Consider the following 26324-nt stretch of genomic DNA (forward strand, 5'->3'; position numbering starts at 1 on the left):
TCAATCGGCGATGCGAATGCCGATCGCGTCGTCTTCGACGACGACCGCATACGTCTTCAGATCGACGATGCAGGGCGCACCGACGGCCTTGCCGGTGCGAATGTCGAAGGCCCCCTGATGGAACGGACACTCGACGACGTCGCCATCGATTTCGCCGTCGCACAGCGATGCTTCGCCGTGCGTGCAGGTGTCGTCGGTGACATGAAACCGGCCGTCGAGGTTGAAGACCGCGACCGGCGCGCGGCCGTCGAGTGCGACGCGCTTCGCGCATCCGTGCGGCACGTCCGACGTGCGGCAAAGAAAATGGATCGTATGTTCGGCTACCGTCATGATCGTGTTCCCTGGTTGTCGACGTCCATGAACCGGCGTGCGATATCGCGCCGGTTCCGCTGCCTGCGGGACGTCATGGCTTCAGGGTAGTGACGGCTGCCTGACGGGTAAATTGGATCGACTGCTTAGCGAATACAGGTTTTCGCTTATCGTCGCCGCGTTCAGGCCGCACCGGCCGAGCGCGGCAGCATCACGTGGAAACGCGTGCCGGGCGCGGCTTCCGCGCTCGTGACCCACAGGTGCCCGCCGTGCGTATCGACGATCGAGTGGCACAGCGACAGTCCGAGCCCGAGGCCCGTGTGCTTGGTCGAGAAGAACGACGCGAAGATGCGGTCCGGGCTCACGCGCGGCAGGCCGGGGCCGGTATCGGACACGGTGATCTGCACATTGCCGTTGGTGCGCCTCGCGACCGCGATGCACAGTTCGCGGCGCGCGAGCGACGTGCCCGACATCGCCTCGATCCCGTTGACGGCCAGATTGATCACGACCTGCTGGATCAGCACGTCGTCGCACTCGATTTCGCATGGCGCGTCGTCGAGTTCGTACGTGACCGCCACATCGCTTTGCCGCGCGCGCAGCGCGATCAGGTCGGCGATGTCCCGTACCAGCGTGCGCACGTCGATCAACTGGCGCTGGTAGGTCCGGTTGCACGTGAATTCGCGCACCTTGTTGATGATGCGGCCGGCGCGCTCGGCTTCGTGCTGCGCGAGCTCGAGCGCGTGCAGCAGATCGTCGGCCGAAAAATTGCCGGACTGGATGCGCCGCCGGCACCCCGCCACGAAGTTGACGATCGCGAAGAACGGCTGGTTCAGCTCGTGCGCGAGCGCGGTGGCCATCTCGCCGGTCGTCGAGATGCGCGAGATCCGGCTGAGTTCGAGCGCGCGGGCGCGGGCCGTTTCCTCGGCCCTGACGCGTTCGGTGACGTCGCGGAAATTGACCAGGATCCCGTTGACGGCCGGATCGTCGAGCAGGTTCCGGCAGCGCGCTTCGTGGATGCGCCACGTGCCGTTGCGGTGCTGGATCCGGTAGCCGAGGTTGGCGCTCGCGTCCGGCGCCAGCGCGCGCAGCGTGTCGCGCACCGCGTCGACGTTGTCCGGTGCGATGAAGGCATAGACGGAGCGGCCCACCGGCATTCGCGCGGAAACACCGAGCAGCGAATGGATCGATGGCCCGAGGAAGCGGATGATGCCGTTGGCGGAAAGGATCGCAATGCCGTCCGACGAGCGCTCGATCAGCTTGCGGTAGTACCGCTCGCGTTCCTTGAGCGCGGCATGCGCTTCCTTGCGCTCGGTGATGTCGCGCGCCATCGCGATCACACGGTCGACCCCGTTCAGCGTGATGCGCTTCAGGCTCACTTCGACAGGCGTTTCGCGGCCCTGCGCATTGCAGATCACCCATTCGAAGATCACGGTGTCGCCGGAATCGCGCGCCTCCCACACGCGCCTCAGGCCGCCTTCGGTGTCGTACGGAGAGTGGTTCCGGGTCAGCTCGCCGATCGACATCCCGCGCAATTCGTCGATCGTGTGCCCGTACATCTCGCATGCCTTGCGATTGGCCTCGAGGATTTCCCCGCTGTCCATGTCGTGGATCACCATGATGTCGTTCGCGTAGACGAAGACCTCCTGGTAGTTGGTCCGGCTCAATTGACTGACGGAATGCATGACAGGGGCGCCCAGGGGTAATCCGGCTGTCAGCATAGCACCGCGAAAGCGCACAACTCGTGGGCCGGCCGGCCGTTAAGTGTTATCACCTAATGCGCTAATTGACCGACCGGATAACGGCCGGCAGGCGATTTCCTTACGCTTGAGTGCACTGATCAACATGAAGCGGAAGACGTGGCGCGAGGCCCCGTTCCGCATTCGAGCGAGGAGACATCCATGAGCCATCCACCGTCGGCAGAACCGCGGGACGTCGTCGAGGTCGGCGCGTATACGCGCGGCGTCATCGGGCCGCGCCTGACCATGCTCGGTCCGGTCAGGAACGGCGGGCGCATCGTGACGGGTACGCCGCCCGGTTGCTGGGGGCCGATGATTACGCCGATTTTCCAGGGCGGGCACGAGGTCACGCAGCCTGTCGCCGTCGACGGCGCCGAAATCGGCGATGCCGTGGCGCTGAAGATCCTGCGTTGCGACGTGACGTCGCTCGCGACGTCGTCGGGCGTGATGGAGTTCGTCGAGGGCCGCTATGTCGGCGACCCGTTCGTCGCGAAGCGATGCACGACCTGCGGTACCGAAAGCCCGCCGAGTCACGTCGAGGGCACCGGCGACGACGCGATCCATTGCAGCGTCTGCGGCGCCGAGGTCAATGCGTTCCGCTTCAGCCACGGCTACGTGATCGTGCTCGACCACGAGCACCACGTGTCGCTGACCGTCGACAAGGACGCCGCGCAGCGTATCGCCGGGATGCCGGGAAAGATGGCGCGGCTGCCGGCCTCGTCCGAACAGCATTCGATCCTTTCGCTTGCCCGCGCCGACATGAGCGGGCTGGCGGCGCACATGCAGCCGTTTCTCGGCAACATCGGCACGATCCCGTCGGTCGACATGCCGGACTCGCACAACGCGGGCGATTTCGGCGCGTTCCTGATCGATGCGCCGCATGCGTTCGGCATGTCGCGCGAAACGCTCGATGCGAACAAGACCGACGGCCACATGGACACCAACAGCGTGCGCGAGGGCGCGATCCTGATCTGCCCCGTCAAGGTGCCGGGGGCCGGCGTGTACATGGGCGACATGCATGCGCAGCAAGGCAATGGCGAGATCGCCGGCCACGCGACCGACGTCGCGGGCGAGGTCGAGCTGCAGGTCGAGGTGATCAAGGGGCTGACGCTGGACGGTCCGATCCTGCTGCAGCGACCGGATGATCTGCCGCCGATGGCGCGGCCGATGAACGCGGCGCAGCGCGCACGGGTTGCGGCGCTCGCGGCCCGCTACGGGCAGCGCGAGATCGAGGAGAACGCGCCGATCACCTTCATCGGATCGGGAGCCACGCTCAACGACGCGACGAAGAACGGTTTGCAGCGCGCGACGAACGTCACGGGGCTGGCATACGACGAGATCCTCAACCGCGCGACGATCGCCGGTTCGATCGAGATCAGCCGCTTGCCGGGCGTCGTGCGGGTCACGTTCCTGTGCCCGATGCCGGTACTCGAACGCCTCGGCATCGCGCACCTGGCGCGCGCGCAATACGGACTCGACGACGGCGCGCACGACCGGACCTGAACCGCGTGACGGTCGACACGATCGAGCAAGGCAAATCAATTCATTGAGAGGAGCAGCGATGGACACCACCACCAATACCCTGAGATGGGCGGCCAAGTATCCGGAACTCGGCACGGAGCCGATTCCGGTCGAGCCCTGCATATCGCCGGCGTTCTACGAACGCGAAAAGGCGCGCGTGTTTTCGAAGACCTGGCTGAAGGTCGGGCGCATCGAGGAAATTCCGAAGGTCGGCGACTACAAGGTCAAGAAGATCCATTTCGCGAAGACGTCGGTGATCCTGATGCACGGCAAGGACGGCACGATCCGCGGCTTTCACAACACCTGCTCGCACCGCGGCAACAAGGTCGTCGTCGAGCATGGCGAGGAAACCTTCGGCCGCAACAAGGCGGCAGTCGTCACGTGCCGGTTCCACGGCTGGGTCTACGACGGCCAGGGCCAGCTCGTTCAGGTGCCGGAGGAGGAGCGCTTTCCGCCGTGTTTCGACAAGGCGTCGAGCGGGCTGACGCCGGTCCATACGGAGGTGTGGGAGGGCTTCATCTTCATCAACCTGGCCGCGCAGCCGGAGCGCTCGCTGCACGCGTATCTCGGCGGCCTCGGACAGCATCTCGCGGGCTACCCGTTTCATGAGATGAGCCAGTGCTTCAGCTACAACACGGTGCTCGACTGCAACTGGAAGATCGCGCTCGACGCGTTCTCCGAGGCGTATCACGTGTCGACCATCCATGCCGGTTCGTTTCCGAACGTGTTCTCGAGCGGGCTGACCGACGTCGCGCTGTTCGACGAGCATCGCACGACCGGCATTTGCCTGACGCTCAATGCCACGCCGACGCCGGTCGCCGGCATCGCGAACGGCATCACGGGCGCGTCGCTGGTCGCGCAACGCGGCTCGTCGATGCTGCCGCCGGGCGTGAACCCCGACCGCCGGGGCGACTTCTCGTTCGAACTGAGCGTCGTGTTCCCGAACATCCTGATCCACATCTCGGAGGGGATCTGGTTCACCCATCAGTTCTGGCCGCTGTCGCACGACAAGACGCTGTGGGAGGGCAAGTACTACGTGAAGCCGCCGAAGACCAACAGCGAACGCTGGGCTGTCGAGTTCGCCCAGGTGCTGCAGCGCAACGCATGGCTCGAGGATACGGCGACGATGGAGGATACGCATGCCGCGCTTGCGTCCGGCGCCAAGCAGCACATGTTCCTTCAGGACGAGGAAATCCTGCTGCGACATGGGTACAAGGTCCTCGAACAGTACATGGAACAATGACGGAGACGCACGCAATGGACAATCTGCTTCCGAAGGAATTCGACATGCTCGAGCCGCTCGTCGCGGCGTGGGCTCTCCCGACCCAGAACGAACGGCAGCAGCGCCGCATCGGCTCGTCGAGCGGCGAACTGCGCTACTTCTACGACAACATGCTGCCGCGGCTGCCGTCGATCCTGACGTACCTCGACCGCTATCCGATCGGTGAATTGCCGGCGGACGCCGCACGGCTGCTGTCGCTGGCGCTGTCGCTCGCCGAAGTCGCGCCGCACATCGAACTGTATCGCGGCGATCCGAAGGTACCGTACAGCTTCGACGAAGCACGCTTCGTCGCCGAGCACGGCGACGCACGGCACTGAACTGCCGAAGCATGTCCGGCGCATGCCCGATGTCCGGCTGGATATCGGGCGCATTCCTGCAAGGAGACCGGCCGATGGCCGCATCGACACTCGCCCGGCGCATTGCGCGCCTCGAGGCAATCGCCGACGTCGGCCAGCTCGTCGGCCGCTACGCGTATGGGGCCGATCGACGCAACGATCCCGCGTTGATGGCGCCGCTCTTCAGTCGCGACGCGGTGTGGGAAGCGAGGGGTTTCGGGCGTCATGAAGGCCGCGACGTCATTGCGGAGCAACTCGCGCGCATCGGCAGCGAGCAGATCGTCTGGAGCCTGCACTACATGGCCGTGCCGGTGATCGAGATCGACGAGACGTTGCTGAGCGGGCGATGCCGATGGCATTTGTGGGAGCTGGCGCAGATCCGACCGGGCCACGACGATGCCGAGCCGCCGGCCGCCCACTGGATCGGCGGCGCGTATGACAGCCGCGTTGCGATCGACGAAGGGCAGTGGCGTTTCCGGAGCGTGTTGCTCGATCTTCGGCTCATTCATCGACACGACGCGGCGTGGTTGCCTCGTCCGTCTTCCTGACCCGATCGGCGAACCCGCGAAGACAGGGCGCTTCATCCGGCCGCGTGCGAACGCGGCCTTTTTTTCGTGCGCCGCCGCACCGCTCGTGTGCCGTATCGAATCAGAAGACAAATAAGTATTCCCATCTAGTTTCTTACGTGCGCGACCGAATGTCGGCAGCAATTTCGGCTTCTTAACTTGGAGTCGCTGCGAATTCGCAGGATTCGCGAGCGGAACGGCCGGTGCGTCGATGCATCGCGCCGGCCGTTTCCGGCAAGCGTCTGCAGGCATGAATCGAACGACTGAAACCCCGGGAGACACTCAGTGAAGAAAACCAGATGGATGGCGATTGCCGTCATGGGCGTGCCGCTGGCGGCCGCCGCGCAAAACAGCGTCACGTTGTACGGCGTGCTGGATGCCGGCGTGACCTTCATCAGCAATCAGGGCGGGAACCGCAACACGGTGATGTCGACCGGGATGCAGGTGCCCAATCTGTTCGGCCTGCAAGGCAGCGAGGATCTGGGCGGCGGGCTCAAGGCGATCTTCAAGCTGGAAGGCCAGTTCGGCCTGGAGAACGGCCAGTCGATCGGCGGCGGCACGTTCGGCCGGCAGACGTATGTCGGCCTGGCAAGCCCGTGGGGCACGCTGACGTTCGGCAACCAGTACGAGTTCATGTTCGAGTCGCTGTCCGCAAAGCGCCTCGGTCAGTCGCTCGGCTACGTCAGCCTGTACAACCTGCAGCAGGGACCGTTCCAGGGGCTCGGCACGCCGTACGGCGGCCTCGATTTCAACCGCGTCGCCGGTGCGTTCCGGGTCGCCAATGCGGTGAAGTACGTGACGCCGGACTACCGCGGGCTCGATGCCGGCGTGATGTACGGCTTCGGCGGCGTCGCGGGCTCGTTCGGGACCGACAGCACGATCAGCGCGGGCATCAACTATGCGAACGGGCCGCTCGGGCTCAATGCGGCCTACACCTATGCGAAGGATCCGTCGATCAACAACGGACGCGACGGCATCCGCAACTGGGGGCTCGGCGGCCGGTACACGATCGGCAAGCTGCAGCTCGACGCGATGTATACCAACACGCGCAACACGTTCAGCAACGCGCACGTCGACGTCTATCAGGCCGGCATCGACTACATGTTTTCGCCGTTCACGATCGTGCATGGCGACTACCAGTACATGAAGGGCAATGCGCAGCTCGGCAATAACAAGGCGCATCAGTTCGGCGTGACGCTCGACTACTGGCTGTCGAAGCGTACGGATATCTACACGAATCTCGTGTACCAGCGCGCGAGCGGCAATGCCGACGCGAACGCATGGATCTCCGGGTTGTCGGCGCCCGCCGCCGGCGGCAACCAGACGGCCGTGCGCATCGGCATGCGCCACCTTTTCTGAGGCCGGAGGACGTCACCATGCATAGCGAATCCAATCTCACTTCGCGTACCGACGATCATGCGCTGGAGGCCGTGCCGGACAACGAGCGCCAGAACTGGCTGCAGTTGTCGTGGAGTACCGCGGGCATCGTCACCACGCTGATCCAGTTGTTCGTCGGTGCGCTCGTCACGTTCGTCGCGGGCATCCGGATCGGCCTGCTCGCCGGCGTATTCGTCGCCGTCGCCGGTGCGTTGCTTGGCTGGGGCGCCGGCCATATCGCCTACCGCACCGGGCTGTCGAGTACGGTGCTGTCGCGCCGGCACGGCCTCGGGTCGCGCGGCTCGGCGCTGCTCGCGCTCGTGTTCGGCTTCATGATCACCGGCTTCATCGCCCTCGAGAACGCGCTGCTCTACAAGGGCTTCCTGTTCTATCTCGACCGGCCCGATACGCTCGACATGCGCATGCTCGTGTACGGCATCCTGTCGGTCGCGTGGATCCTGCTGACGGCCTTCGGCTTCAGGCTGGTTGCGCGCGTGTCGTCGCTGGCGCTGCTCGCGTTCCTCGCCGTGCTGGCCTACATGATGGTCGAAGTCATCGCCGCGTCCGGACAATCGTGGGCGTCGGTCACGCAGTTCGGCGCGCAGATGCCGGTCGCCGTGCTTCACGCGCTCGGCGCGGATACCGACGTCGGCAAGTTCAGTTTCTGCGTGAACGTGATGATCGGATCGGCCGGCGCGCTGGCGCTGATCGACGCCGATCTCGGGCGCTATGCGAAATCGTCGCGGGACATCGCGATTGCGGCGGTGATCGGCAACGTCTTCATGGATGTCGTGATGGTCGCCGTCGGCGGGATCGTGATGTATGCGGGCATGGACCAGATCGTGGCCCATCACATGAAGGCGGGCGGGATGACCGAGGCGGCCGCGCGAACGCTTGCGCTGCAAAGTCCGGACAGCGTCGCCGTCGCGTTCATCGTGTTCGGCGGCCTGTTCGGCACGTTGCTGATGGTGTTTGCACAGTCGAAGGCACAGGTGCTCAATACGTACAGCGCGTCGCTTTCACTGACCAATCTCGCGGACGCGTTGTTCAACTGGCGGCCCGGCCGCTTCACGTTCGTCGTGCTGGCCAACGTGCTGGCCTGCCTGATGCTGGTCGGTTCGATCCTCGCGTGGTTCAACGCGTTCATCACCGTGCTCGGCGTACTGACGACCGGGTTCGCCGGAATCATCATCGCCGACTATCTGCTCGTCGGCCGCATGCCGGGCTGCTCCGCACCGGCGGACGAGGAGATCAACTGGGCCGGTGTCGTGACGGTGGCGGCGGGTTTCGTGCTGGCGCACTACGTGCTGGAACGCGTCGTGCCGATCGAGTTCTTTACGTCGCTGATCACGTCGTTCGTGCTGTATCCGGTGCTGCGCGTCGGCATGCTGAAGCGCATGAACCCGGCACGCGGGCAGGTCGAGGGCTGACCTGCGCGGCATCCGGCCGGCCCGTCCCGCGGCACGGACGGCGGCCGGCTCGGCCGCGGTTCATTCTTCGTGCTGCGGGGTGCCGCGCATCCCGAGCCGCACGAGCTCGGCGAGCGACGTGGCACCGAGCTTCTCGCGGATGTGCGCGCGATGCACTTCCACGGTCTTGTAGCTGATGTTCAGTTCGGCCGCGATCACCTTCGATGCCTTGCCCTCGATCAGCAGGTCGAACACCTCGCGTTCGCGTGCCGACAGCTGCTTGAGCAGGCCCTGCGTCTGGCTGTCCGCCTGGGCCTGCCGGTATTCGCGCAGGCCGACCTTCAGCGCGTCGGCGACCTTGTCGATCAGGTCCTGGTCGTTGTAGGGTTTCTCGAGAAAATCATAGGCGCCGCCCTTCATCGCGCGAACGGTCATCGGAATGTCGCCATGCGCGGTCAGGAAGATGATCGGAAGCCGGAATCCGGCGGCGCGCATGCTTTCCTGCAATTCGAATCCACCCATGTACGGCATTCGAATGTCGAGCAGCAGGCAGCCGGGAATCTCCGGATCGGCGCCGGACAGAAATTCGCGCCCGTTCGAGAACACATCCACCTGGTGTCCGACCGATTCGAGCAGCCAGCGCAGCGACACGCGTACCGCTTCGTCGTCGTCCACGACGTAGATCCTGGGCGTGCGGTCGTGATGGGGGGGACTCGATCGACGGCTGTCCATGTGCGTTTCCTGTTTCGTTGCTGCTTGTCGGCAAGGTCGTTCGGGTCGTTCGAGATCCGGATTCGGGATTGAAATCGCATTCGAACCTGTCGCAGTCTGCTGGGCGCAGCTGGATTCCGGTGCGGAAATCGTGGAAATTCTATCGTTTCAATATTGGCCGGGACAGCCGGGAAAGTCCTCACCGGTAGTTGATCTCCAGGCAGTGAGGCGTGCTTTTCGCGTCGGATGCGGGACGATCCTGCGTCGGGTGGTCGGCCGTGATAGTCAGGACGGCGCAATGACGTGCGTCACGGCCGGTTCACGGTCATGGAGGGTATTCCATTGTCGTTTCGAGACAGGCGGCAGAAATGGCGAGCCGCCCGTCCATCAGCGAACCGCCACGCGGCGTGCGACGACAGCGGCCAGCAGGGGCGCGGCAGCGAATGTGGCGAACAACCACACGGCCGCCTGCTGCGCACCGGCGAGCCCGCCGGGCGTCGAGAAACCGGCGAGACTGGGCGAGCGGGCAAGGTGGCTTCGAACGAGATCCCGAGCGGCCAGCTGACCGGCACGTGCTCCGTGCTCACGTTGCGCAACGCGCAACCGCAGCCGTATGAGCGGGCGGGCACGTGCCGGTGGCGCGCAGCGCAATCCAACGGCGGCGGCCCCGGATGCACGCACGCACCCGGGGCCAAACAACATCGCGATCAGAACTTGTGACGCAGGCCCAGCGCGACGATCTCCTGCGACTTCGTGCCGGCATAGCCGTACGAACCGATCGACGCCTGCGCGTCCTGCGTGACCAGTTGTCCGCTTGCGTTCACGACCTGCTGCTGGCCGCTCGCATGCTGGTAGGCGCCGATCAGATAGAGGTCGGTGCGCTTCGACAGCGAATAGTCGGCGCCCACCGACACCTGGTGATACTTCGCGTCGACGTTGCCGCTCGCCTTCGTGTACGCATAGCCGACACCGAGCAGCAGCGGTGCCGATGCCTGGTACGTGGCGAATGCGCGGCCGGTGTTGTACTTCTGCGTATTGGCGAAACCGGCGAGCGAATCGCCGTCGCGGCGGTACTGCGCATTGCTGTAGCCGAGGCCCAGCGTGACCGGGCCGATCGCGTACTGCCCCGCGACCTGCGCGATGCCGATGCTCTTCGCGCTCAGGTAGCCGCTGTTGATCGGGCCGTCGAAGATCGCGTCGGACGAGCCGCTCCAGCCCGTGGCGCGTGCGGCGCCGCTCACGTTGTTGGTGTAGAAGTAGCCGCCGGCGATCCCCAGCGGGCCGTTGTTGTACGCGGCTGCGATCGCGTACGTGAGGCCCGAGCCCGTCGAGCCGGCGACGCCGCCGAAGCCGTACATCGCCTCGACCTGCAGGCCGGCCAGCACTGGCGACGTGTACTTGACCGTGTTGTTCACGCGCAGGCTGTTGTCGTTGTTGTCGACGTCGCCCGGCGTCGCGAAGATGCCGCCGAAATAGTTGTCGCCGGTGACGCCCTGAACCAGATCGACGACCGGGTCGTACTGGCGGCCCAGCGTGACGGTGCCGTACTGGCTGCTCTGCAGGCCGACGAACGCCTGGCGGCCGAACATGCGGCCACCCTGGCCAAGGCGGCCCGTGCCCGAATTGAAACCGCTTTCGAGCTGGAACACGGTCTTCAGGCCGCCGCCCAGGTCCTCGCTGCCCTTCATGCCCCAGCGGCTGCCCGACAGGTTGCCGGTGCCCATCTGCCACAGATTGTTGCCCGTGCCGCCGTTGCCGTGAACGTACGTGATCGACGTGTCGATCACGCCGTACAGCGTGACGTTCGACTGTGCGTGCGCCACGCCGGCGACACCCAGCAGCGACAGCGAGAGAGCGGACAGTGCGAACTTCTTCATCGTTGAATTTTCCATGCGAGAGCGATACGTGTTTAATTAAGGACTGTGAATCAATTGAAAAGCCGATCCGACCGCTCGAGGCGAGCCTGCCGACCATTCGTGGTGTCCGTCAGCCGGAGTCGGCCGGATTTCCGGCGACGCGGTTACCGGCGACACGGCAGTGTTGCGATCCTTGGTGACATGCACATGAAAAACCACAAAACAGCATGAATTGGCTTAAGTTGCCACGGCACATGGCGGGCCAGGGCGATCCACTGCGGACACGCTGCGCGGGCGAGCGCGTGTTGCGCGGCATGCTGTTCCGATGTGCGTGAAAAGCGCATTCACGCAATACAGTCGAGATATTTCGGCATGTCATCCGTACGCTGACAGCGGATTCGGGCGACGAGAATGCGACACATGCGAATGCGGCGACCCGGCAGGTCGGCGCAGATTTCCGCCATGTCGTGCAATGGCAAAATGTGTCAATTCATGCGATTTTGCGGTTTTTCATTCGGATGTCATCTTGCGTCGCGATAGTGCGGGATCGGGCGACCGTCCCGGGGACGAGCAGCACGTGCCGGCCCGTTCGCCCCGCTCCCGGGGAGCCGTCCATGGGACGCGGCGAGCGGCAACCGATGCGCACGGCCCGACGGGCGGCGCGTGTCATCTGGACAAAAGGAACGTGCAATCGTGAACGCCATCGCAGCGGCAGATTCTTATGACGTGATCGTCGTCGGCGCGGGTATCGTCGGCCTCGCCCATGCCTATACGGCGGCACGCAAGGGGTTGCGCGTCTGCGTGATCGAGCGCGATGCCGCATGCGTGGGCGCGTCGATCCGCAATTTCGGGTTCGTCACCGTCACCGGGCAGCACGCCGAGCACAGCTGGCGGCGTGCGCGCGCGAGCCGCGAGGTCTGGGCGGACGTGGCGCCGCAAGCCGGCATCGACGTGCTTCACCAGGGCCTCCACCTGATTGCGCGTCGCCCCGAGGCGCTGCACCTGATCGACGCTTTCATGCAGACCGGCATGGCCGACGGCTGCCGGGTCATGACGCCCGGCGAAGCGGCGGCCGTGGCGCCGGCGTTGCGGCTGGACGGCGCGCAAGGTGTGCTGCACAGCCCGCATGAACTGCGCATCGAGCCGCGTACCGCGATCGGGTTGCTGGCGGCGTGGCTGGCGGAGCGCTTCGACGTGCGGTTCCGTTACGGCGAGATGGTGCACGAGGTGCGAACGCCGACCGTGCGTACGTCGCGCGGTGTGCTGCACGCGGAGCGCGTGATCGTCTGCGGCAATGCGGACAGCCGTCATCTGTATGGCGACTGGTTCGCGCAGCATCAGGTCCGGCTGTGCCAGTTGCAGATGCTGCGCGTGCGGCCACGACGCGCACTGACGCTGCGCGCCGCGGTGATGAGCGACCTGAGCCTGCTGCGTTACTCGGGTTTCGCGGCGCTGCCCGCGGCCGACGCGTTGCGCACGCGCCTGAAGGCGGAAGAACCCGTGTGCCTCGGTTACGGCATCCACCTGATCGCGGTGCAGAGCGCCGACGGCAGTCTCGTCGTGGGCGACTCGCACGAATACGGCGCCGCGCCGCTGCCGTTCGCGACGCAGGAGATCGATGCGCAGATCCTGCGCCTGCTGCAAGAGACGCTCGATGTGCCGGAACTGGACGTCATCGAGCGCTGGACCGGCAGCTATCCGTCGGCATCCGATGCCGATTGCGTGATCGAGACGCCGGACGACGGCACGCGCGTCGTCGTCGTGACGAGCGGCGCCGGGATGAGCACGGGCTTCGGGATCGCGCAGGACGTGTTTGCCGCGTGGTGATGGCGCGGGCATGCGGGTCGCGCATCCGACGGATTCGCGGGACCCGCGGGACTCACGCGGCCGATGATCGACGGGGCCGCTCGAGGGCGTGCTAGGCGAGCGTATCGATAACGCGCGTCCCTGACATCCAGGTTGGCTTGCGTGCCGGTCACTCTCGGCACGGCATCCAGCCGACTGCGGTCGCCCGGCGTGGCGGCCCGATCCTGTCGCTCCGCCGAGCGCGGCCCGATTACGCCTTCACTTGCCCCCCGCTTCCCGACGCAGCAACAGGCCACCGGTGAGCGTCGCAATGCAGTGCTCCGCGATCTGCTCGGGCGTGTATTCGCCGCCGGGCTGATACCAGCGCCCGATCCAGCTCAGTGCGCCGCCGATCACGAAGGCTGCCATCTTGGGATCGCACGGCGCCAGCGAACCTTCGTTGACCCCTTCCGCCACGAGCCGGCGGAACTGCTGGTCGATCGATGCCTTGAGTTGCCGCAACGCCGCGCGGCTGTCGGGCGGCAACTCGTCGTCGCCCACGCGGATCAGGCACATGCCGAAATCCATCGTGACGATCCGCGCATACACGTTCATCGATGCGACCAGCTGGTCGACCGCCTTGCCGCCGGCGCTGCGCGATTGCTCGATGCCCTCCAGCACCATCTCCAGGCCCTTGCGGACGCACTGCAACAGGATGTCGTCCTTGTTCTTGACGTAGTAGTAGAGCGTCGGCTTGCTGACGTGCAGCTCGGCGGCGATGTCGTCGAGCGAAGTCGCGTGAAACCCCCGCTCGTTGAAGAGCCGGGCGGCAGTCGACAGCACCGCGTTGCGTTTTGCTTCGCGTTGTTGTTCGCGCTCGGTGGCGGGCGTCCAGGGTGACGCGGTGTCGGCGGGGCGTCGGGACTTGGGCGCCGAAGGGGGATTGGACATGAGGCAAACGCGGGAAAGTACGGATGGTGAAGTATCGTTCAAAACCTAGAATCTACCGAATCGTAACTATGTTACTCGAAAGTAGGTTCATGGAAAAATCCGTGAAACACCTGTTGGCCGCGATGACCGGGACGTGTTCGGCTCGGGCTACGGCGGCCGAAGGGCCATCGTGCGGCGGTGCGCGAGCCGGCATGTCGTCGAACGCCGGGCGTGACAGGGCGCGGCGGGCGGCAGGGGTGCCCGCGCAAGCCGGCCGCCGCGATCGGGGCGCTTGCGGCGACCCATCGCCCGATCGACCGGGCATGCGGTGTGATCCACGGCCTGCCCATCAGTTGCGTCTCTTCCTGAAATGCCGATGAATACGACCGACTCACCTTCGCGGGACGTCCCGGGCGCTCCCGAACTGCAAGTGCAGCGCGCGGCCGCAGTCGTCACGCTGACCTTCAACCGGCCGCACGCGCTCAACGCGCTGGACGTGCCGATGGCCCGCGCATTGCTCGCCGCCGCGAAGGATCTCGCGGCCGACCCTTCCGTGCGGGCCGTCGTGCTGCGCGGCGCCGGCAAGGGGTTCGTGGCGGGCGGCGATCTGGCGACGCTGCGCGCCGATCCCGTGCAAGGGGCCGTCGATCTGATCACGCCGATTCACGAGGCCGTGGCGATCCTGGCCGGACTGAACGCGCCCGTGATCGCCCAGGTTCATGGCGTGGCCGCGGGTGCGGGCCTGAGCCTGATGCTGCAGGCCGACTTCGTGCTGGCGGCGGAGGGGACGCGCTTCAACTCGGCCTTCATCAACCTGGGTGCGAGCTGCGATTCGGGCACCTCGTGGGCGTTGCCGCGCCTGGTGGGGCTGCGCCGCGCACTCGAAATCGCGATGCTGGGCGAGACGTTCGGGGCTGCCGATGCCGAGCGGCTCGGGTTGATCAACCGGGTCGTCCCGGCGGAGCGGCTTCAGGAGGAAGTCGACGCATGGGCACAGCACGTCGCGTCCGGCCCGACGCTGGCCTATGGCGCAATCCGGCGCCTGATGCGCGAGTCGTTCGACCGCAGCCTGCCCGCGCAACTCGGCGCCGAAGCCGACGCGTTCCGCGCCTGCGCGGCGACGCAGGACTTCGCTGCCGGGCTGGACGCGTTCCATGCCAGGCAGACTGCCCGGTTTGCGGGCCGCTGATCCATTCCATTCATCTTCCGGAGATCGATATGACCCAGCGTGACATCTATGTCGTCGGCACCGCGCGCACCGCGATCGGCACCTTTGGCGGCGCGCTCAAGGACGTGCCGAACACGCAGCTCGCGACCACGGTCGTGAAGGCGGCCATCGAGCGCAGCGGCGTCGCGCCCGATGCGATCGGCCACGTGGTGATGGGCAACGTGATTCCGACCGAGCCGAACGACGCCTACCTGAGCCGCGTGGCCGCCCTCGATGCGGGTTGCCCGATCGAGACGCCGGCCTTCAACGTGAACCGCTTGTGCGGCTCGGGCCTGCAGGCCATCGTGTCGGCGGCGCAGGCCATCGGCCACGGCGATTGCGATATCGCGATCGGCGGCGGTTCCGAGTCGATGAGCCGCGGCCCGTACTTCGATACCGCGGCGCGCTACGGCGCGCGCATGGGCAACGCCGCGCTGATCGACTACATGGTCGGCATCCTGCACGACCCGTGGGAAAAGATGCACATGGGCATCACGGCGGAGAACGTCGCCGCGCGCTACGGCATTTCGCGCGACGCGCAGGATCGCCTCGCCGCGGAGAGCCAGCGGCGTGCCGCGTTGGCGATTGCGCAGGGGCGCTTCGACGAGCAGATCGTGCCGGTCGAGATCGGCACGCGCAAGGGCGTGGTCCGGTTCGATACCGACGAGCACGTGCGGGCCGATACCACGGTGGAGACGCTGGCCGGCATGAAGCCGGTCTTCAGGAAGGACGGCCTCGTGACGGCCGGCAATGCGTCGGGCATCAACGACGGTGCCGGCGCGGTCGTGCTGGCGACGGCGGAGCGTGTCAACGCGCTGGGCCTGCGGCCCCTCGCGCGTCTGGTCGGTTATGCGCACGCTGGCGTAGAGCCCGCGTACATGGGGATCGGGCCGGTTCCGGCCACGCGCAAGGTGCTCGAACGCACCGGGCTCAGGATGCAGGACCTGGACGTGATCGAAGCCAATGAAGCATTCGCCGCCCAGGCTTGTGCCGTCATTCAGGAACTGGGCCTGGATCCGACCCGGGTCAATCCGAACGGATCGGGCATTTCGCTCGGCCACCCGGTGGGTGCCACGGGGGCGATCATCACCACGAAGGCGATTGCCGAACTGCACCGGACGGGCGGCCGCTACGCGCTGGTGACGCTGTGCATCGGCGGCGGGCAGGGCATCGCGGCCATCTTCGAGCGAGCCTGAATCCGTTCGACGGCCGGTTCGATATCGATCACCAGTCAGGAGACGTCATGCATTTGACCATTGGGCTGCATCGCGCGGTACAGCAGAAGCCGAATGCCATCGCGACCGTGTTCGGCGAACGGCGCCGGACCTTTGCGGAACTCGGCGAACGTGTGTCGAGGCTGGCATCGGCGTTGCAGACGCTGGGCCTCGATGCCGGCGGCCGCGTCGCCATGCTCGCGCTGAATTCCGACCGCTATCTGGAGTACTACCTGGCGGTCCTGTGGGCGGGCGGCGTCGTCAATCCGGTCAATATCCGCTGGAGCCCCGCCGAAATCGCGTATTCGCTCGACGATTGCGATACCGCGATCCTGCTGGTGGATGACGCGTTCGCACCGATGGTGCCCGAGTTGCGCAGCCGGTCGACGGCGCTGCGCGCGGTCGTTCATGCGGGCGAAGGCGCGACGCCCGATGGCATGCTGTCCTACGAGGCGCTGCTGGCAGCCGCGCCGCCGGTGCCCGACGCGATGCGCTCGGGCGAGGACCTGGCCGGCATTCTCTACACCGGGGGCACGACGGGCGTGCCGAAAGGCGTGATGCTGAGCCATCGCAACCTGTTCAGCAACGCGCTCGACATGCTTGCCGAAGGCGTGATCGCGGAGGACGGCGTCGGGCTCCACGCCGCGCCGATGTTCCATGTGGCCGACGTGACGCTCATGCTGGCGCTGCTGCTGCGCGGCGGGCGGCATGTGTTCCTCCCGGCATTCGAGCCGGCCACGGCGTTGTCGGTCATCGAGAAGGAGCGGGTGACCGATACGCTGCTGGTGCCCACCATGATCCAGATGCTGGTCGATCATCCGGCCATGAAGACGCACGACGCCAGCAGCCTCCGGCTGGTCCAGTACGGCGCCTCGCCGATCAGCGAGGCGGTGCTGAATCGCGCGTTTGACGCACTGCCCGGTGCCGCATTCATGCAGCTTTACGGGATGACCGAGATGTCTCCGGTGATCGCCGTGCTGCCGCCTGCATGCCATACCGCGGAGGGCCGCCAGTCGGGCAAGTTGCGCGCCGCGGGCCGGTCGACGTTCTTTGCCGAGATCCGTGTCGTCGATGCCGACGGTGTCGAGGTGCCGCGCGGCACGCCCGGCGAAGTCGTTGCGCGCGGCGCAGGTGTCATGCAGGGGTACTGGAACAAGCCGGCGGAAACCGCGGCGGCGATTCGTGACGGGTGGATGCACACGGGAGACGGGGGCTATCTCGACGAGGACGGGTTCCTGTTCATCGTGGATCGCCTGAAGGACATGATCGTGACCGGCGGCGAGAACGTCTATTCGGTCGAGGTGGAAAACGCGATCGCGAAACACCCGGCGGTCGCGATGTGCGCCGTCATCGGGATTCCTGATGAAAAGTGGGGCGAGACGGTTCATGCGGCGATCGTGCTGAAGCCGGGCGCCGACGTAACCGGAGACGACATCAAGTCGCATTGCAAGACGCTCATCGCGGGCTACAAATGCCCGCGCAGCGTCGAATTTCGCGACGGGCTGCCGCTGTCCGGTGCGGGCAAGCTGCTGAAGTATGTATTGCGCGAGGCTTACTGGAAAGGCGCCGGCCGGTCGGTGGGCTGACGCTGCAGGGTGCCTGCGGTGATTGCCCAAGCCGTTCGGCGGCGGGGCGTGCTTTCATCGTATGAGCGTGTTCAATGCCCGTACGGAATGGGGAACTGACACGGGCGCTCTGGCGCGCTTGCCGGAATCGGCGCAACGAGCGAGATGGCTGCGCGGCAGGCGAACGCTATCTGCCCGACGGCGCGACGGAACCGTACTGGTGCCGGCCGGCGCCGCGCGGCGGGAGACCAGGATCGCGGAGCGGCTCGACCGGGATGACCTGCTGCTCAACGGCTTGCTGCCCGGCCTGCTCGTGCGCTTTGCCGTCGACGGGAAAATACCGCGCACGGTGCTGCTGATCCACAGCGACGCCGCCTGTTTCCATTTCTCGAAGGCCATCGTGCGTTCGCGTTTCCGGGATCCGGATGCGCGGATCGAACGCGACCGGCTGCCGAGCGCGGGTGCGATGCATCGGCGGTTGAGCGGCGCCACGTTCGACGAAGATTCGTACGATCGCGACCTCCCGGCTCGCACAGTCGCCGGGCTGTACTGAGTGCCGGCGGGGCGATCCGCGCGCACATCGGTGCAGATCGCCCGCCCTTGTAGCACATCCCATTTCACAGTCGCATTGTGTGGCCGAAGTCGTAGAGAACCGGCGACAGAAGCCGGGAACGGCGGCTTCGGTCGCCGGTGCGTGCCTGTTGTACGCCCGCGGCCCGCGGCGATACGCGACCACGGGCCGCGCTTTGATGCGCGATCAGGCAGCCGTCAAGCGTGACGGCGCGCACCGCATTCGCCGCACAACAGGTCGTCGCCGGCCATCGATTTGTACACGATGTGCACGCGGTGGCTTCGTTCGCCGCGAGCGGTGACCTATCCAACGCCGGCGGGATGCCGGTCCCGCGGTGGCGGTGGGCGGTGAACGACGCCTGCAGCAGCGCTTCGACGAACCCGACCGATTCGCCCCGAGCGATCCCCTTGTCTGACGCTCCCGCCTCGTGTGGCCCTCTCCCCAAGGGGGCACCGGTAGCCCGTGCAACTACTGAGTTGCCGCAAAAAATGGTTTATGGTCAAATGACCATGTCACGTGATCTACATTCCTGTTTCATCCCCAATTGGAAGCCACCGCAATCGCGCGGACTTCCGCTGGGCGGGCAATTTCTTTGCGAAAGCGTCCGGGTGACGGGGAAATTGGCCGGCGTCGGCTACCGGAAGTCAGGCGGAATCGCGGGAGATGGAGCAGGCGTCATCGTAGTCAAGCCCGGGCAGTTTTCGGCGGTCGGCCGACAGCGCCCGGGTTGAAAAAAGAAATCTCTGGAGACAGTGCTCGTGGATGAAATGCACAGCAGGATGAACCAATCGATCGACCCGTCGGCGCTTCGCGCCCAACTGCGCGACGGATCCTTGCTGGAGACGCGTGCGTGGCTTGCGTCGGGATGGGTTGGCGGCACGGATGGTCGTTCGTTTCCGGTAACGAATCCGGCCACGGGTGAAATCCTGGCCCGCGTGGCGAGCCTTGGCGCAGCAGACGTGGAGCAAGCCATTGCAGCGTCGGCCGTTGCACAACAAGGCTGGCAGAAACGCACCAGCCACGAGCGCGCGAGGATATTGCGCGCGTGGTACGACTTGATCGTTGCGAATGCCGACGACCTCGCATTCATCATGACCTCCGAGCAGGGCAAGCCGCTGGCGGAGGCCCGCGGCGAAATCGTGTATGCGGCTTCGTTCGTGGAGTGGTTCGCCGAAGAGGCGAAGCGTGTCTACGGCGACGTCATTCCTCACCCGCAAGGCGACAAGCGCATCCTTGTCATCCGTCAGCCGGTCGGTGTTTGCGCTGCAATCACACCGTGGAATTTTCCTGCCGCGATGATCACGCGCAAGGTGGCGCCGGCACTGGCGGCGGGCTGTTCCATCATCGTGCGCCCCGCGGACCTGACGCCGCTGACGGCACTTGCGCTTGCCGTCCTGGCCGAGCGAGCGGGAATACCGGCGGGTGTCCTTCAAGTGGTGTGTGGCCCGTCGCGCGAGATCGGCGCGGTGCTCACGGCCAGCCCGATCGTGCGCAAGCTTTCGTTCACCGGCTCGACCGAAGTCGGCCGCGTACTCATGAGCCAATCGTCCGGGACGATCAAGCGACTTTCTCTCGAACTCGGCGGCAACGCACCCTTCATCGTGTTCGACGATGCGGATCTCGACGCAGCGATTGAAGGTGCGATGGCGTCGAAGTACCGAAACAGCGGCCAGACCTGTGTTTGCGCCAATCGCTTTCTTGTCCAGGCGGGCATTCATGACCGCTTCGTCGAGGCGCTCACCCTGCGCGTTCAGGCGCTCAAGGTAGGGAACGGCATCGAACCGGGGGTGCAGCAGGGGCCGCTGATTCAGAAGTCCGCTTGTGACCACCTAAATCAGCTGATCGACGATGCGGTAAGCAAGGGCGCACGAATCGTCACCGGCGGGAAAGGCCATCAGCTTGGGGGCACGTTCTTCGAGCCGACGGTTATTGCCGATGCGACGCCGGCCATGCGTCTCGCACGCGAAGAGCTCTTCGGGCCGGTCGGTCCGGTGTTCCGATTCGAGGATGAGGCAGAAGCGATCGCGATGGCCAACGACACCGAGTACGGGCTCGCAGCCTATCTCTATACACGCGACCACGGCCGGATCTGGCGCGTCGGCGAGGCACTGGAGTACGGCATGGTCGGCCTGAATACCGGCGTGATTTCGAACGAGGTCGCGCCGTTCGGTGGGGTCAAGCAATCGGGCCTTGGCCGTGAGGGTTCCCGTTATGGAATCGAGGAATACCTGGAAATCAAGTACATGTGCGCCCAAGTCTAACTGCCAAAGTCTGCATCAAGGAAACGCCAATGGAAATGTCCCCGCAATCGATGCTCTTCGAAACCGTTCCGTCCATTCTCCAGGAGTGGGGTTGTGTGCGCCGCCTGGGTCAGGTGATGGCGGCATGGACGGAGCGCCGTCATGTCCTGATCGTTACCGACGCGGGACTGCACAACGCCGGTGTGCTGGAGCCGGCGAAAGCGTCGTTGGCGGCCGAGGGATTCCGTGTGGCGGTGTTTGACGAGGTCGTGGCCGATCCGCCGGAGATCGTGGTTTCGCGCTGCGTCGAGTTCGCGCGCAGTGCAGCGGCGAACATCGTCATTGGCCTGGGCGGCGGCTCGTCGATGGACATTGCAAAACTGGCCGCCGTGCTCACCGTCTCGCGGCAATCGCTCGCGGAAATGTACGGAATTGGCAACGTTCAGGGTGCACGCTTGCCATTGGTGCAGATCCCTACAACGGCTGGAACCGGGTCGGAAGTCACCAACATTTCCATCGTTTCGGTTAACGAAACAACCAAGATGGGCATCGTCGCACGCCAGCTGTATGCCGACAAAGTGATCCTGGACGCTGAATTGACGGTCGGCCTGCCACGCAGCCATACCGCTGCGACGGGCATCGACGCGATGGTTCACGCCATCGAGGCCTATACCAGCAAGCACAAGAAGAATGCCATCTCCGATGCGCTCGCGCGTGAGGCACTGCGATTGCTGGTGAGCAACCTGATTCCGGCTTGCGAAAACGGCGAGGATCGGCAGGCGAGAGAGGCCATGCTGCTGGGCGCCACCCTGGCGGGGCAGGCCTTTGCCAATGCCCCGGTGGCCGCGGTCCATGCGCTGGCGTATCCATTGGGTGGCCATTTCCATATCCCGCATGGCTTGTCGAACGCTTTGATGCTTGCCCCGGTGCTGCGTTTCAACGCCGAAGCGGCCGCTTCGCACTATGCGGAACTGGCAGACGTCGTCGGCGCGGGTGGAACAGGTGACGCCACGGAGCGCACGGCAGCGTTCATCGCATTCATGGAAGACCTGATGGACCGATCCGGCGCGCCGCGTCGTCTCCGCGACGTGGGTGTCACGCATGCGAGCCTGCCAACGCTGGCGGCCGATGCGATGAAGCAGCAGCGCTTGCTGTTGAACAATCCAGTCGTTGTCACGGAGTCGGACGCATTGCGCCTGTACGAACAGGCCTATTGAACCGACGCCGGAAAATCCGCAGTCGCCGTAACGTAAATATAGAGAGTGCACCGTGAACAATGTAGAAAGGATTGAGCACCACGAGATCGTTATCCTGGGTGCAGGCTTCGGAGGCCTCGGCATGGCCGCTCGCATGAAAATCGCGGGCATCGACGACTTTGTCGTGCTGGAGAAGCGTCCCGATCTCGGTGGCGTCTGGCTGGACAATTCGTATCCCGGCGCAGCATGCGATACCGAATCGCACCTGTACTGCTACAGCTTCCATCCGCATTTGCGCGTGAGCGCCATGTATGCCGGCCGCAATGAGCTGCTGCACTATTTGAAGTCACTTGCCACGCGGTTCGACCTGGCAGAACACCTGCGATTCAACCGCGAGATTCGCAGTGCGGAATGGGATGCAGAGGCAAGCCTCTGGCGATTCGAGCTGAACGACGGTTCCCGGATGACCTCACGATTCTTTGTGCCGGCCTGGGGGCAACTGAACCGTCCGATGATTCCCGCGGTTCGCGGTCTGGCGGATTTCAACGGAGCGTATTTCCACTCCGCCGAGTGGCGGCATGACGTGGACTTGAGCGGCAAGCGTGTGGCAAGCATCGGAAATGCCGCCAGCGCCGTGCAGTATGTGCCGCTCATCGTGCCGAAGGTCGATCACCTGACGGTATTCCAGCGAAGCGCGAACTGGATCATGCCGCGCAACCAGATCGTCTTCTCGACGGAGCAGCTCGATACCTACGAGCGCGAGCCCCATCTTTTCGAAGAAAGCAGGAAATCGCTGCATGCTTTCCGCGAGTCCGGGTTCGAGCGTACACGGATGGGTTCCAACGCCCAGATGGAAGGCAAGAGTCTCGCGTTGGCACACCTTCATCGCCAGGTGACCGACCCGGTACTGCGCGAGCAGCTGACGCCGGATTATGAATACGCGTGCAAACGGATTCTGCGATCGGACGACTACTATCCGGCGCTCATGCGCGACAACGTCGCGCTGGAGACGGCGGGGGTGGAGTCGTTCGTCGACGAGGGCATCGTAACCCGGGACGGCCGTCTGCTCCCGTTCGACGTGGTCGTGTTCGGAACCGGATTCGAGAGTCAGGCATTCCAGGGCAGCCTGCAGGTTCGCGGAACGGACCGCACGTTGGCCCAGGCGTGGGAAGACGGCCCGGAAGCGTATCTCGGCATGACCGTGCCGGGCTTTCCGAACATGTTCATGTTGTACGGGCCGAACACGAACCTGAACCACAACTCGATCGTGTCGATGCTCGAGATCCAGCAGAACTACATCATCGACGCGATCGGCGGCATGGCTACGGCTGGCGTGAAGGCAGTCGACGTCGACCGGACCGTGTTTGACGAATACAACGGCAAGCTGCAATCGGCGATGGTCGGCTCGGCGTTTTCGGCGGGCTGCTCGAGCTGGTACAAGAACGCGCAAGGCAAGGTGATCAACAACTGGCCGGGCACGGTGGACGAATACCGCGCGGCGACGCAATGGGATCAAAGCGTGTTCGCTGCGATCTGAGCGGAGAGGCACATGACATCAGTGCACTGGTTGCCGCTGACGGAGGTGGCTGACGATGCTCGGGACGCCGTCCGGGCGTTCCGCGAACTGGGCGGACGACACTACGGCAGCTTTTCCGTCGACCAGTCGCGCGTGAACTTCGTGCGTGCCTGCGAATTGAACGGCCTCACGGGTGACGAGGCCGTTGTCCATGAAGACATCGACGTTCCCGTTGCGGACGGCAGCATTCGGGTACGGCTCTATCGTCCGCCCGCAGGGGCGGGTGCCGACGGCAAGCCGCTTGTCGTCTTCATTCACGGCGGCGGGTGGGTGATCGGCAGCGTGGACACGCATGACGGCATCTGCCGTCATCTCGCACGGCATGGCGGGTGTGCTGTCGCGTCGGTGGAGTACCGGCTAGCGCCGGAGTACCGGTGGCCGGTCCCGCTCGAAGATTGCGAGCAGGCACTGGACTACCTGATGGCCAACGCTTCTGCGCTCTCCATCGATGCGTCACGGGTGGTCCTGGCGGGCGACAGTGCCGGCGGCAATATGGCGACCATCATCGCCAATGCGGCACCGGCGGCGGGACCCGCGATCATCGGGCAGATCCTGTTTTATCCGGTGACGGACCTGACGGCATCGCTCCCTTCATACCAGCGCATTCAAGGCGGATTTCCGCTTGTCGCCGAGTCGATGCCCTGGTTCCGGGATCACTACGTGCCGGCCGGCCCCCCGCTTGATCTTCCGCGCCTGTCTCCGCTGCTGCATGCGGAAGGCCGGCGGCAGCCACCGATGTTCATTGCAACGGTGGGGCTGGATCCGCTATGCGATGAAGGCATTGCCTACGCATCGTGCGCGGCACGGGCAGGGAGCAAGGTCGAGCATCACCATCTGCCCGGACATCATCACGGCATCGTCACCGCGGCCCGCAATATTCCGGCAGCGCGATATCTGCTGGAACGCGCGGCTTCCTTTGTTCGGCGGCTTGCCGACACGGAGGGTTTCAATGTTTGACGTCTTGATCTTCGCGCGGGCTGGCGCATCGCTGTCCGTGCGGTCGTGTCAATGACGAGTTCGCCAGGGATGAATCTCGCGTAGCTCGACGCGTTCCGGCTCGTTGACGAGCCTGATGAGCGGAGTGGCGTCGCGCAATTATTCAAACGGGACAGAGGAGATTGGGTATGGAGAAGATCTGGCTTGATGCCTATCCGCCGGAGGTTCCGGCAGAGATTGATTCCAATGCGTATCGATCCGTCAGTGCGCTGATTGAAGAAAGCTTCGGCAAGTTTCAGGGAAAGCCCGCTTTTGCGTGCGACGGAAAGCGGATCACATATGGTGAGCTTGACGAAATGTCTCGTTCACTGGCCACGTGGCTGCAATCGCGGGGGCTCGAGCGTGGTGCGCGTGTCGCCATCATGATGCCGAATGTGCTGCCTTACCCGATCTCGATTTGCGCAGTCCTGCGTGCCGGCTACGTTGTCGTCAACGTCAATCCGCTTTATACGCCCCGCGAGTTGCAGCATCAGTTGAACGACAGCGGCGCGGAGGCGATCGTCCTTCTCGATAGTTGCGTTGCTACTTTGGACGAGATCAGAGCACAAACGCAGGTGAAGCATGTTCTGATTGCGACGCAGGACCAAGCTTCGCCCGCGGCGCCGATCTCGAGCGCGCATACGACATTTGACGATGCGATTGCAGAGGGACGTCAGGGCAAATTCGTGCCGGCCTCCCAGTCACCGGATGACGTCGCCTTTCTCCAATATACGGGGGGGACAACGGGGGTGTCGAAAGGGGCGACCCTCTTGCATCGGAACATCGTCTCGAACGTATTGCAGACGGACGTCTGGCTCAAGCCTGCGCGTAGTTGGCGCCCTGACGTTACACAGTTCATCACGGTGGCGGCGCTTCCGATCTATCACATCTTTGCGCTCAACGTGTGCTGCCTGTTGACCATGCGTACGGGCGGGCTCTGTGTGCTGGTTCCGAATCCGCGTGATATCGGCAGAATGATCAAGTCGCTTGCCGGATACAAGATCACGAGCTTTCCGGGAGTGAACACGCTTTATAACGCGATGCTTCATCATCCGGAATTTTCCAACCTCGATTGCTCCAATCTGCTGCTGGCCAACGGCGGCGGGATGGCCACACAAGAGGCCGTCGCAAAGCGCTGGAAGGAGATGACTGGCGCGCCGATTATCGAAGGATACGGGCTGTCCGAGACATCGCCCTGCGTCACGATCAATCCTGTGGCCCGTGGCGAATTCAATGGCACGATCGGTCTGCCGCTGCCTTCTACCGAAGTGTCGATCCGGGACGACGACGGCAGGGAATTGCCGCCCGGAGAAGCAGGGGAGTTGTGCATTCGTGGTCCCCAGGTGATGGCCGGTTACTGGCAGCGACCCGATGAGACCGCGAAGGTGATGACCGCGGACGGCTTCTTCCGGTCGGGCGACATTGCGTCGATCTCCGCGGACGGCTTCGTGCGCATCGTCGACCGCAAGAAGGACATGATCCTCGTGTCCGGCTTCAACGTCTACCCGAACGAGATCGAAGAGGTCGTTGCCAGACACCCGGGTGTATACGAGGTCGCGGCTATCGGCGTACCCGACGAGCATTCCGGAGAGGCCGTCAAGCTGTTCGTGGTCAGGAAAGCGCCCGACCTGACGGACGAAGATCTGCTGACGTTCTGCAAAGGCCAACTGACTGGCTATAAGCGACCGAAAAGCATCGAGTTTCGCGACAGCCTGCCAAAGAGCAACGTCGGGAAGATCCTTCGACGAGAGTTGCGGGCGCCGAAGGGTTGACGTCATCGTCAGGGGCTGATGCCATCAAGTTCGAGCTGCCCCGTCGCATCTCCCCGAGCGGATCCCGGAACGATGCGACGGAGCATTCGGCACGACGGGACCCGTGCGAGGCGACGCAACCTTCGCAACCGATCGAGTAATGGAAACCCCTGATTCAAATTGTCCCTTGACTGCATAGACTGGGAACCGTG

At 64.7% G+C, this 26324-nt stretch carries 21 protein-coding genes; 16 read left to right on the top strand and 5 right to left on the bottom strand.

Translation table 11 applies throughout. The features are described from left to right. Entirely contained in the window at positions 1-330 is a 330-nt protein-coding gene (locus tag LGN19_RS29525) for a non-heme iron oxygenase ferredoxin subunit (protein WP_122950363.1), read from the bottom strand. 161 nt (positions 331-491) lie between these two features. Next, positions 492-1991: a PAS domain S-box protein gene (locus LGN19_RS29530; protein ID WP_226218667.1), complete on the bottom strand. Its 1500-nt coding sequence runs from the start codon at positions 1989-1991 to the stop codon at positions 492-494. A gap of 216 nt (positions 1992-2207) precedes the next feature. Between LGN19_RS29530 and LGN19_RS29535 the strand changes: the two genes are divergently transcribed. From LGN19_RS29535 to LGN19_RS29560, 6 genes are all read left to right on the top strand, one after another. Beyond that, on the top strand, positions 2208-3548 hold the full coding sequence (locus tag LGN19_RS29535) for an acetamidase/formamidase family protein (RefSeq protein ID WP_226218669.1): 1341 nt from the start codon (positions 2208-2210) through the stop codon (positions 3546-3548). 58 nt (positions 3549-3606) lie between these two features. After that, positions 3607-4809, top strand: coding sequence for an aromatic ring-hydroxylating oxygenase subunit alpha (locus LGN19_RS29540; protein ID WP_175221955.1), 1203 nt, complete (start codon positions 3607-3609; stop codon positions 4807-4809). 14 nt (positions 4810-4823) lie between these two features. Continuing rightward, positions 4824-5165, top strand: coding sequence for a hypothetical protein (locus LGN19_RS29545; RefSeq protein WP_043185625.1), 342 nt, complete (start codon positions 4824-4826; stop codon positions 5163-5165). A gap of 74 nt (positions 5166-5239) precedes the next feature. Next, complete coding sequence (locus LGN19_RS29550; protein ID WP_174957555.1) at positions 5240-5731, top strand: nuclear transport factor 2 family protein; 492 nt, start codon at positions 5240-5242, stop codon at positions 5729-5731. Positions 5732-6034: 303 nt separating this feature from the next. Continuing rightward, positions 6035-7108, top strand: coding sequence for a porin (locus tag LGN19_RS29555; protein ID WP_226218671.1), 1074 nt, complete (start codon positions 6035-6037; stop codon positions 7106-7108). A gap of 17 nt (positions 7109-7125) precedes the next feature. Further along, positions 7126-8556, top strand: a complete 1431-nt coding sequence (locus LGN19_RS29560) for a purine-cytosine permease family protein (RefSeq protein WP_226218673.1) — start codon at positions 7126-7128, stop codon at positions 8554-8556. Positions 8557-8616: 60 nt separating this feature from the next. Here the strand turns inward: LGN19_RS29560 and LGN19_RS29565 are convergent, their stop codons facing one another. Together LGN19_RS29565 and LGN19_RS29570 are read right to left on the bottom strand one after the other, a co-directional pair. Further along, positions 8617-9267 carry a response regulator transcription factor gene (locus tag LGN19_RS29565; protein ID WP_226218675.1) on the bottom strand — a complete coding sequence of 217 codons (651 nt, stop codon included), beginning with the start codon at positions 9265-9267 and terminating at the stop codon, positions 8617-8619. Between the two features lie 686 nt (positions 9268-9953). Continuing rightward, complete coding sequence (locus LGN19_RS29570; protein ID WP_226218677.1) at positions 9954-11123, bottom strand: porin; 1170 nt, start codon at positions 11121-11123, stop codon at positions 9954-9956. A 669-nt stretch (positions 11124-11792) separates the two neighbouring features. Here LGN19_RS29570 and LGN19_RS29575 point away from each other — a divergent pair. Beyond that, positions 11793-12929, top strand: coding sequence for a TIGR03364 family FAD-dependent oxidoreductase (locus LGN19_RS29575; protein ID WP_413227250.1), 1137 nt, complete (start codon positions 11793-11795; stop codon positions 12927-12929). A gap of 237 nt (positions 12930-13166) precedes the next feature. Here the strand turns inward: LGN19_RS29575 and LGN19_RS29580 are convergent, their stop codons facing one another. Next, positions 13167-13838 (bottom strand): TetR/AcrR family transcriptional regulator, encoded by a 672-nt coding sequence (locus tag LGN19_RS29580; protein WP_226218769.1) that lies wholly within the window; start codon positions 13836-13838, stop codon positions 13167-13169. Between the two features lie 355 nt (positions 13839-14193). Here LGN19_RS29580 and LGN19_RS29585 point away from each other — a divergent pair, with 355 nt between their 5' ends. The 9 genes from LGN19_RS29585 (at position 14194) to LGN19_RS29625 (ending at position 26133) form a co-directional block, all read left to right on the top strand. Then, complete coding sequence (locus LGN19_RS29585; protein ID WP_226218681.1) at positions 14194-15006, top strand: enoyl-CoA hydratase-related protein; 813 nt, start codon at positions 14194-14196, stop codon at positions 15004-15006. Between the two features lie 29 nt (positions 15007-15035). Continuing rightward, on the top strand, positions 15036-16220 hold the full coding sequence (locus LGN19_RS29590; RefSeq protein ID WP_226218683.1) for an acetyl-CoA C-acyltransferase family protein: 1185 nt from the start codon (positions 15036-15038) through the stop codon (positions 16218-16220). Between the two features lie 47 nt (positions 16221-16267). Then, positions 16268-17824, top strand: coding sequence for a long-chain-fatty-acid--CoA ligase (locus LGN19_RS29595; RefSeq protein ID WP_226218685.1), 1557 nt, complete (start codon positions 16268-16270; stop codon positions 17822-17824). A 61-nt stretch (positions 17825-17885) separates the two neighbouring features. Continuing rightward, positions 17886-18356 carry a hypothetical protein gene (locus tag LGN19_RS29600; protein WP_226218687.1) on the top strand — a complete coding sequence of 157 codons (471 nt, stop codon included), beginning with the start codon at positions 17886-17888 and terminating at the stop codon, positions 18354-18356. Positions 18357-19141: 785 nt separating this feature from the next. Continuing rightward, the gene (locus LGN19_RS29605; protein ID WP_226218771.1) at positions 19142-20635 is read left to right on the top strand and encodes an NAD-dependent succinate-semialdehyde dehydrogenase; all 1494 of its coding nucleotides are present in this window, start codon (positions 19142-19144) and stop codon (positions 20633-20635) included. Between the two features lie 29 nt (positions 20636-20664). Next, the gene (locus LGN19_RS29610; RefSeq protein WP_226218689.1) at positions 20665-21831 is read left to right on the top strand and encodes an iron-containing alcohol dehydrogenase; all 1167 of its coding nucleotides are present in this window, start codon (positions 20665-20667) and stop codon (positions 21829-21831) included. A 52-nt stretch (positions 21832-21883) separates the two neighbouring features. Beyond that, the gene (locus tag LGN19_RS29615; protein ID WP_226218691.1) at positions 21884-23347 is read left to right on the top strand and encodes a flavin-containing monooxygenase; all 1464 of its coding nucleotides are present in this window, start codon (positions 21884-21886) and stop codon (positions 23345-23347) included. 12 nt (positions 23348-23359) lie between these two features. Next, entirely contained in the window at positions 23360-24343 is a 984-nt protein-coding gene (locus LGN19_RS29620; protein WP_226218692.1) for an alpha/beta hydrolase, read from the top strand. Positions 24344-24510: 167 nt separating this feature from the next. Further along, positions 24511-26133 (top strand): AMP-binding protein, encoded by a 1623-nt coding sequence (locus tag LGN19_RS29625; RefSeq protein ID WP_226218694.1) that lies wholly within the window; start codon positions 24511-24513, stop codon positions 26131-26133. Positions 26134-26324: the final 191 nt, after the last annotated feature.

Origin of the sequence: Burkholderia sp. AU30198, assembly GCF_020419825.1 — a bacterium.
Taxonomy (GTDB): Bacteria; Pseudomonadota; Gammaproteobacteria; order Burkholderiales; family Burkholderiaceae; genus Burkholderia.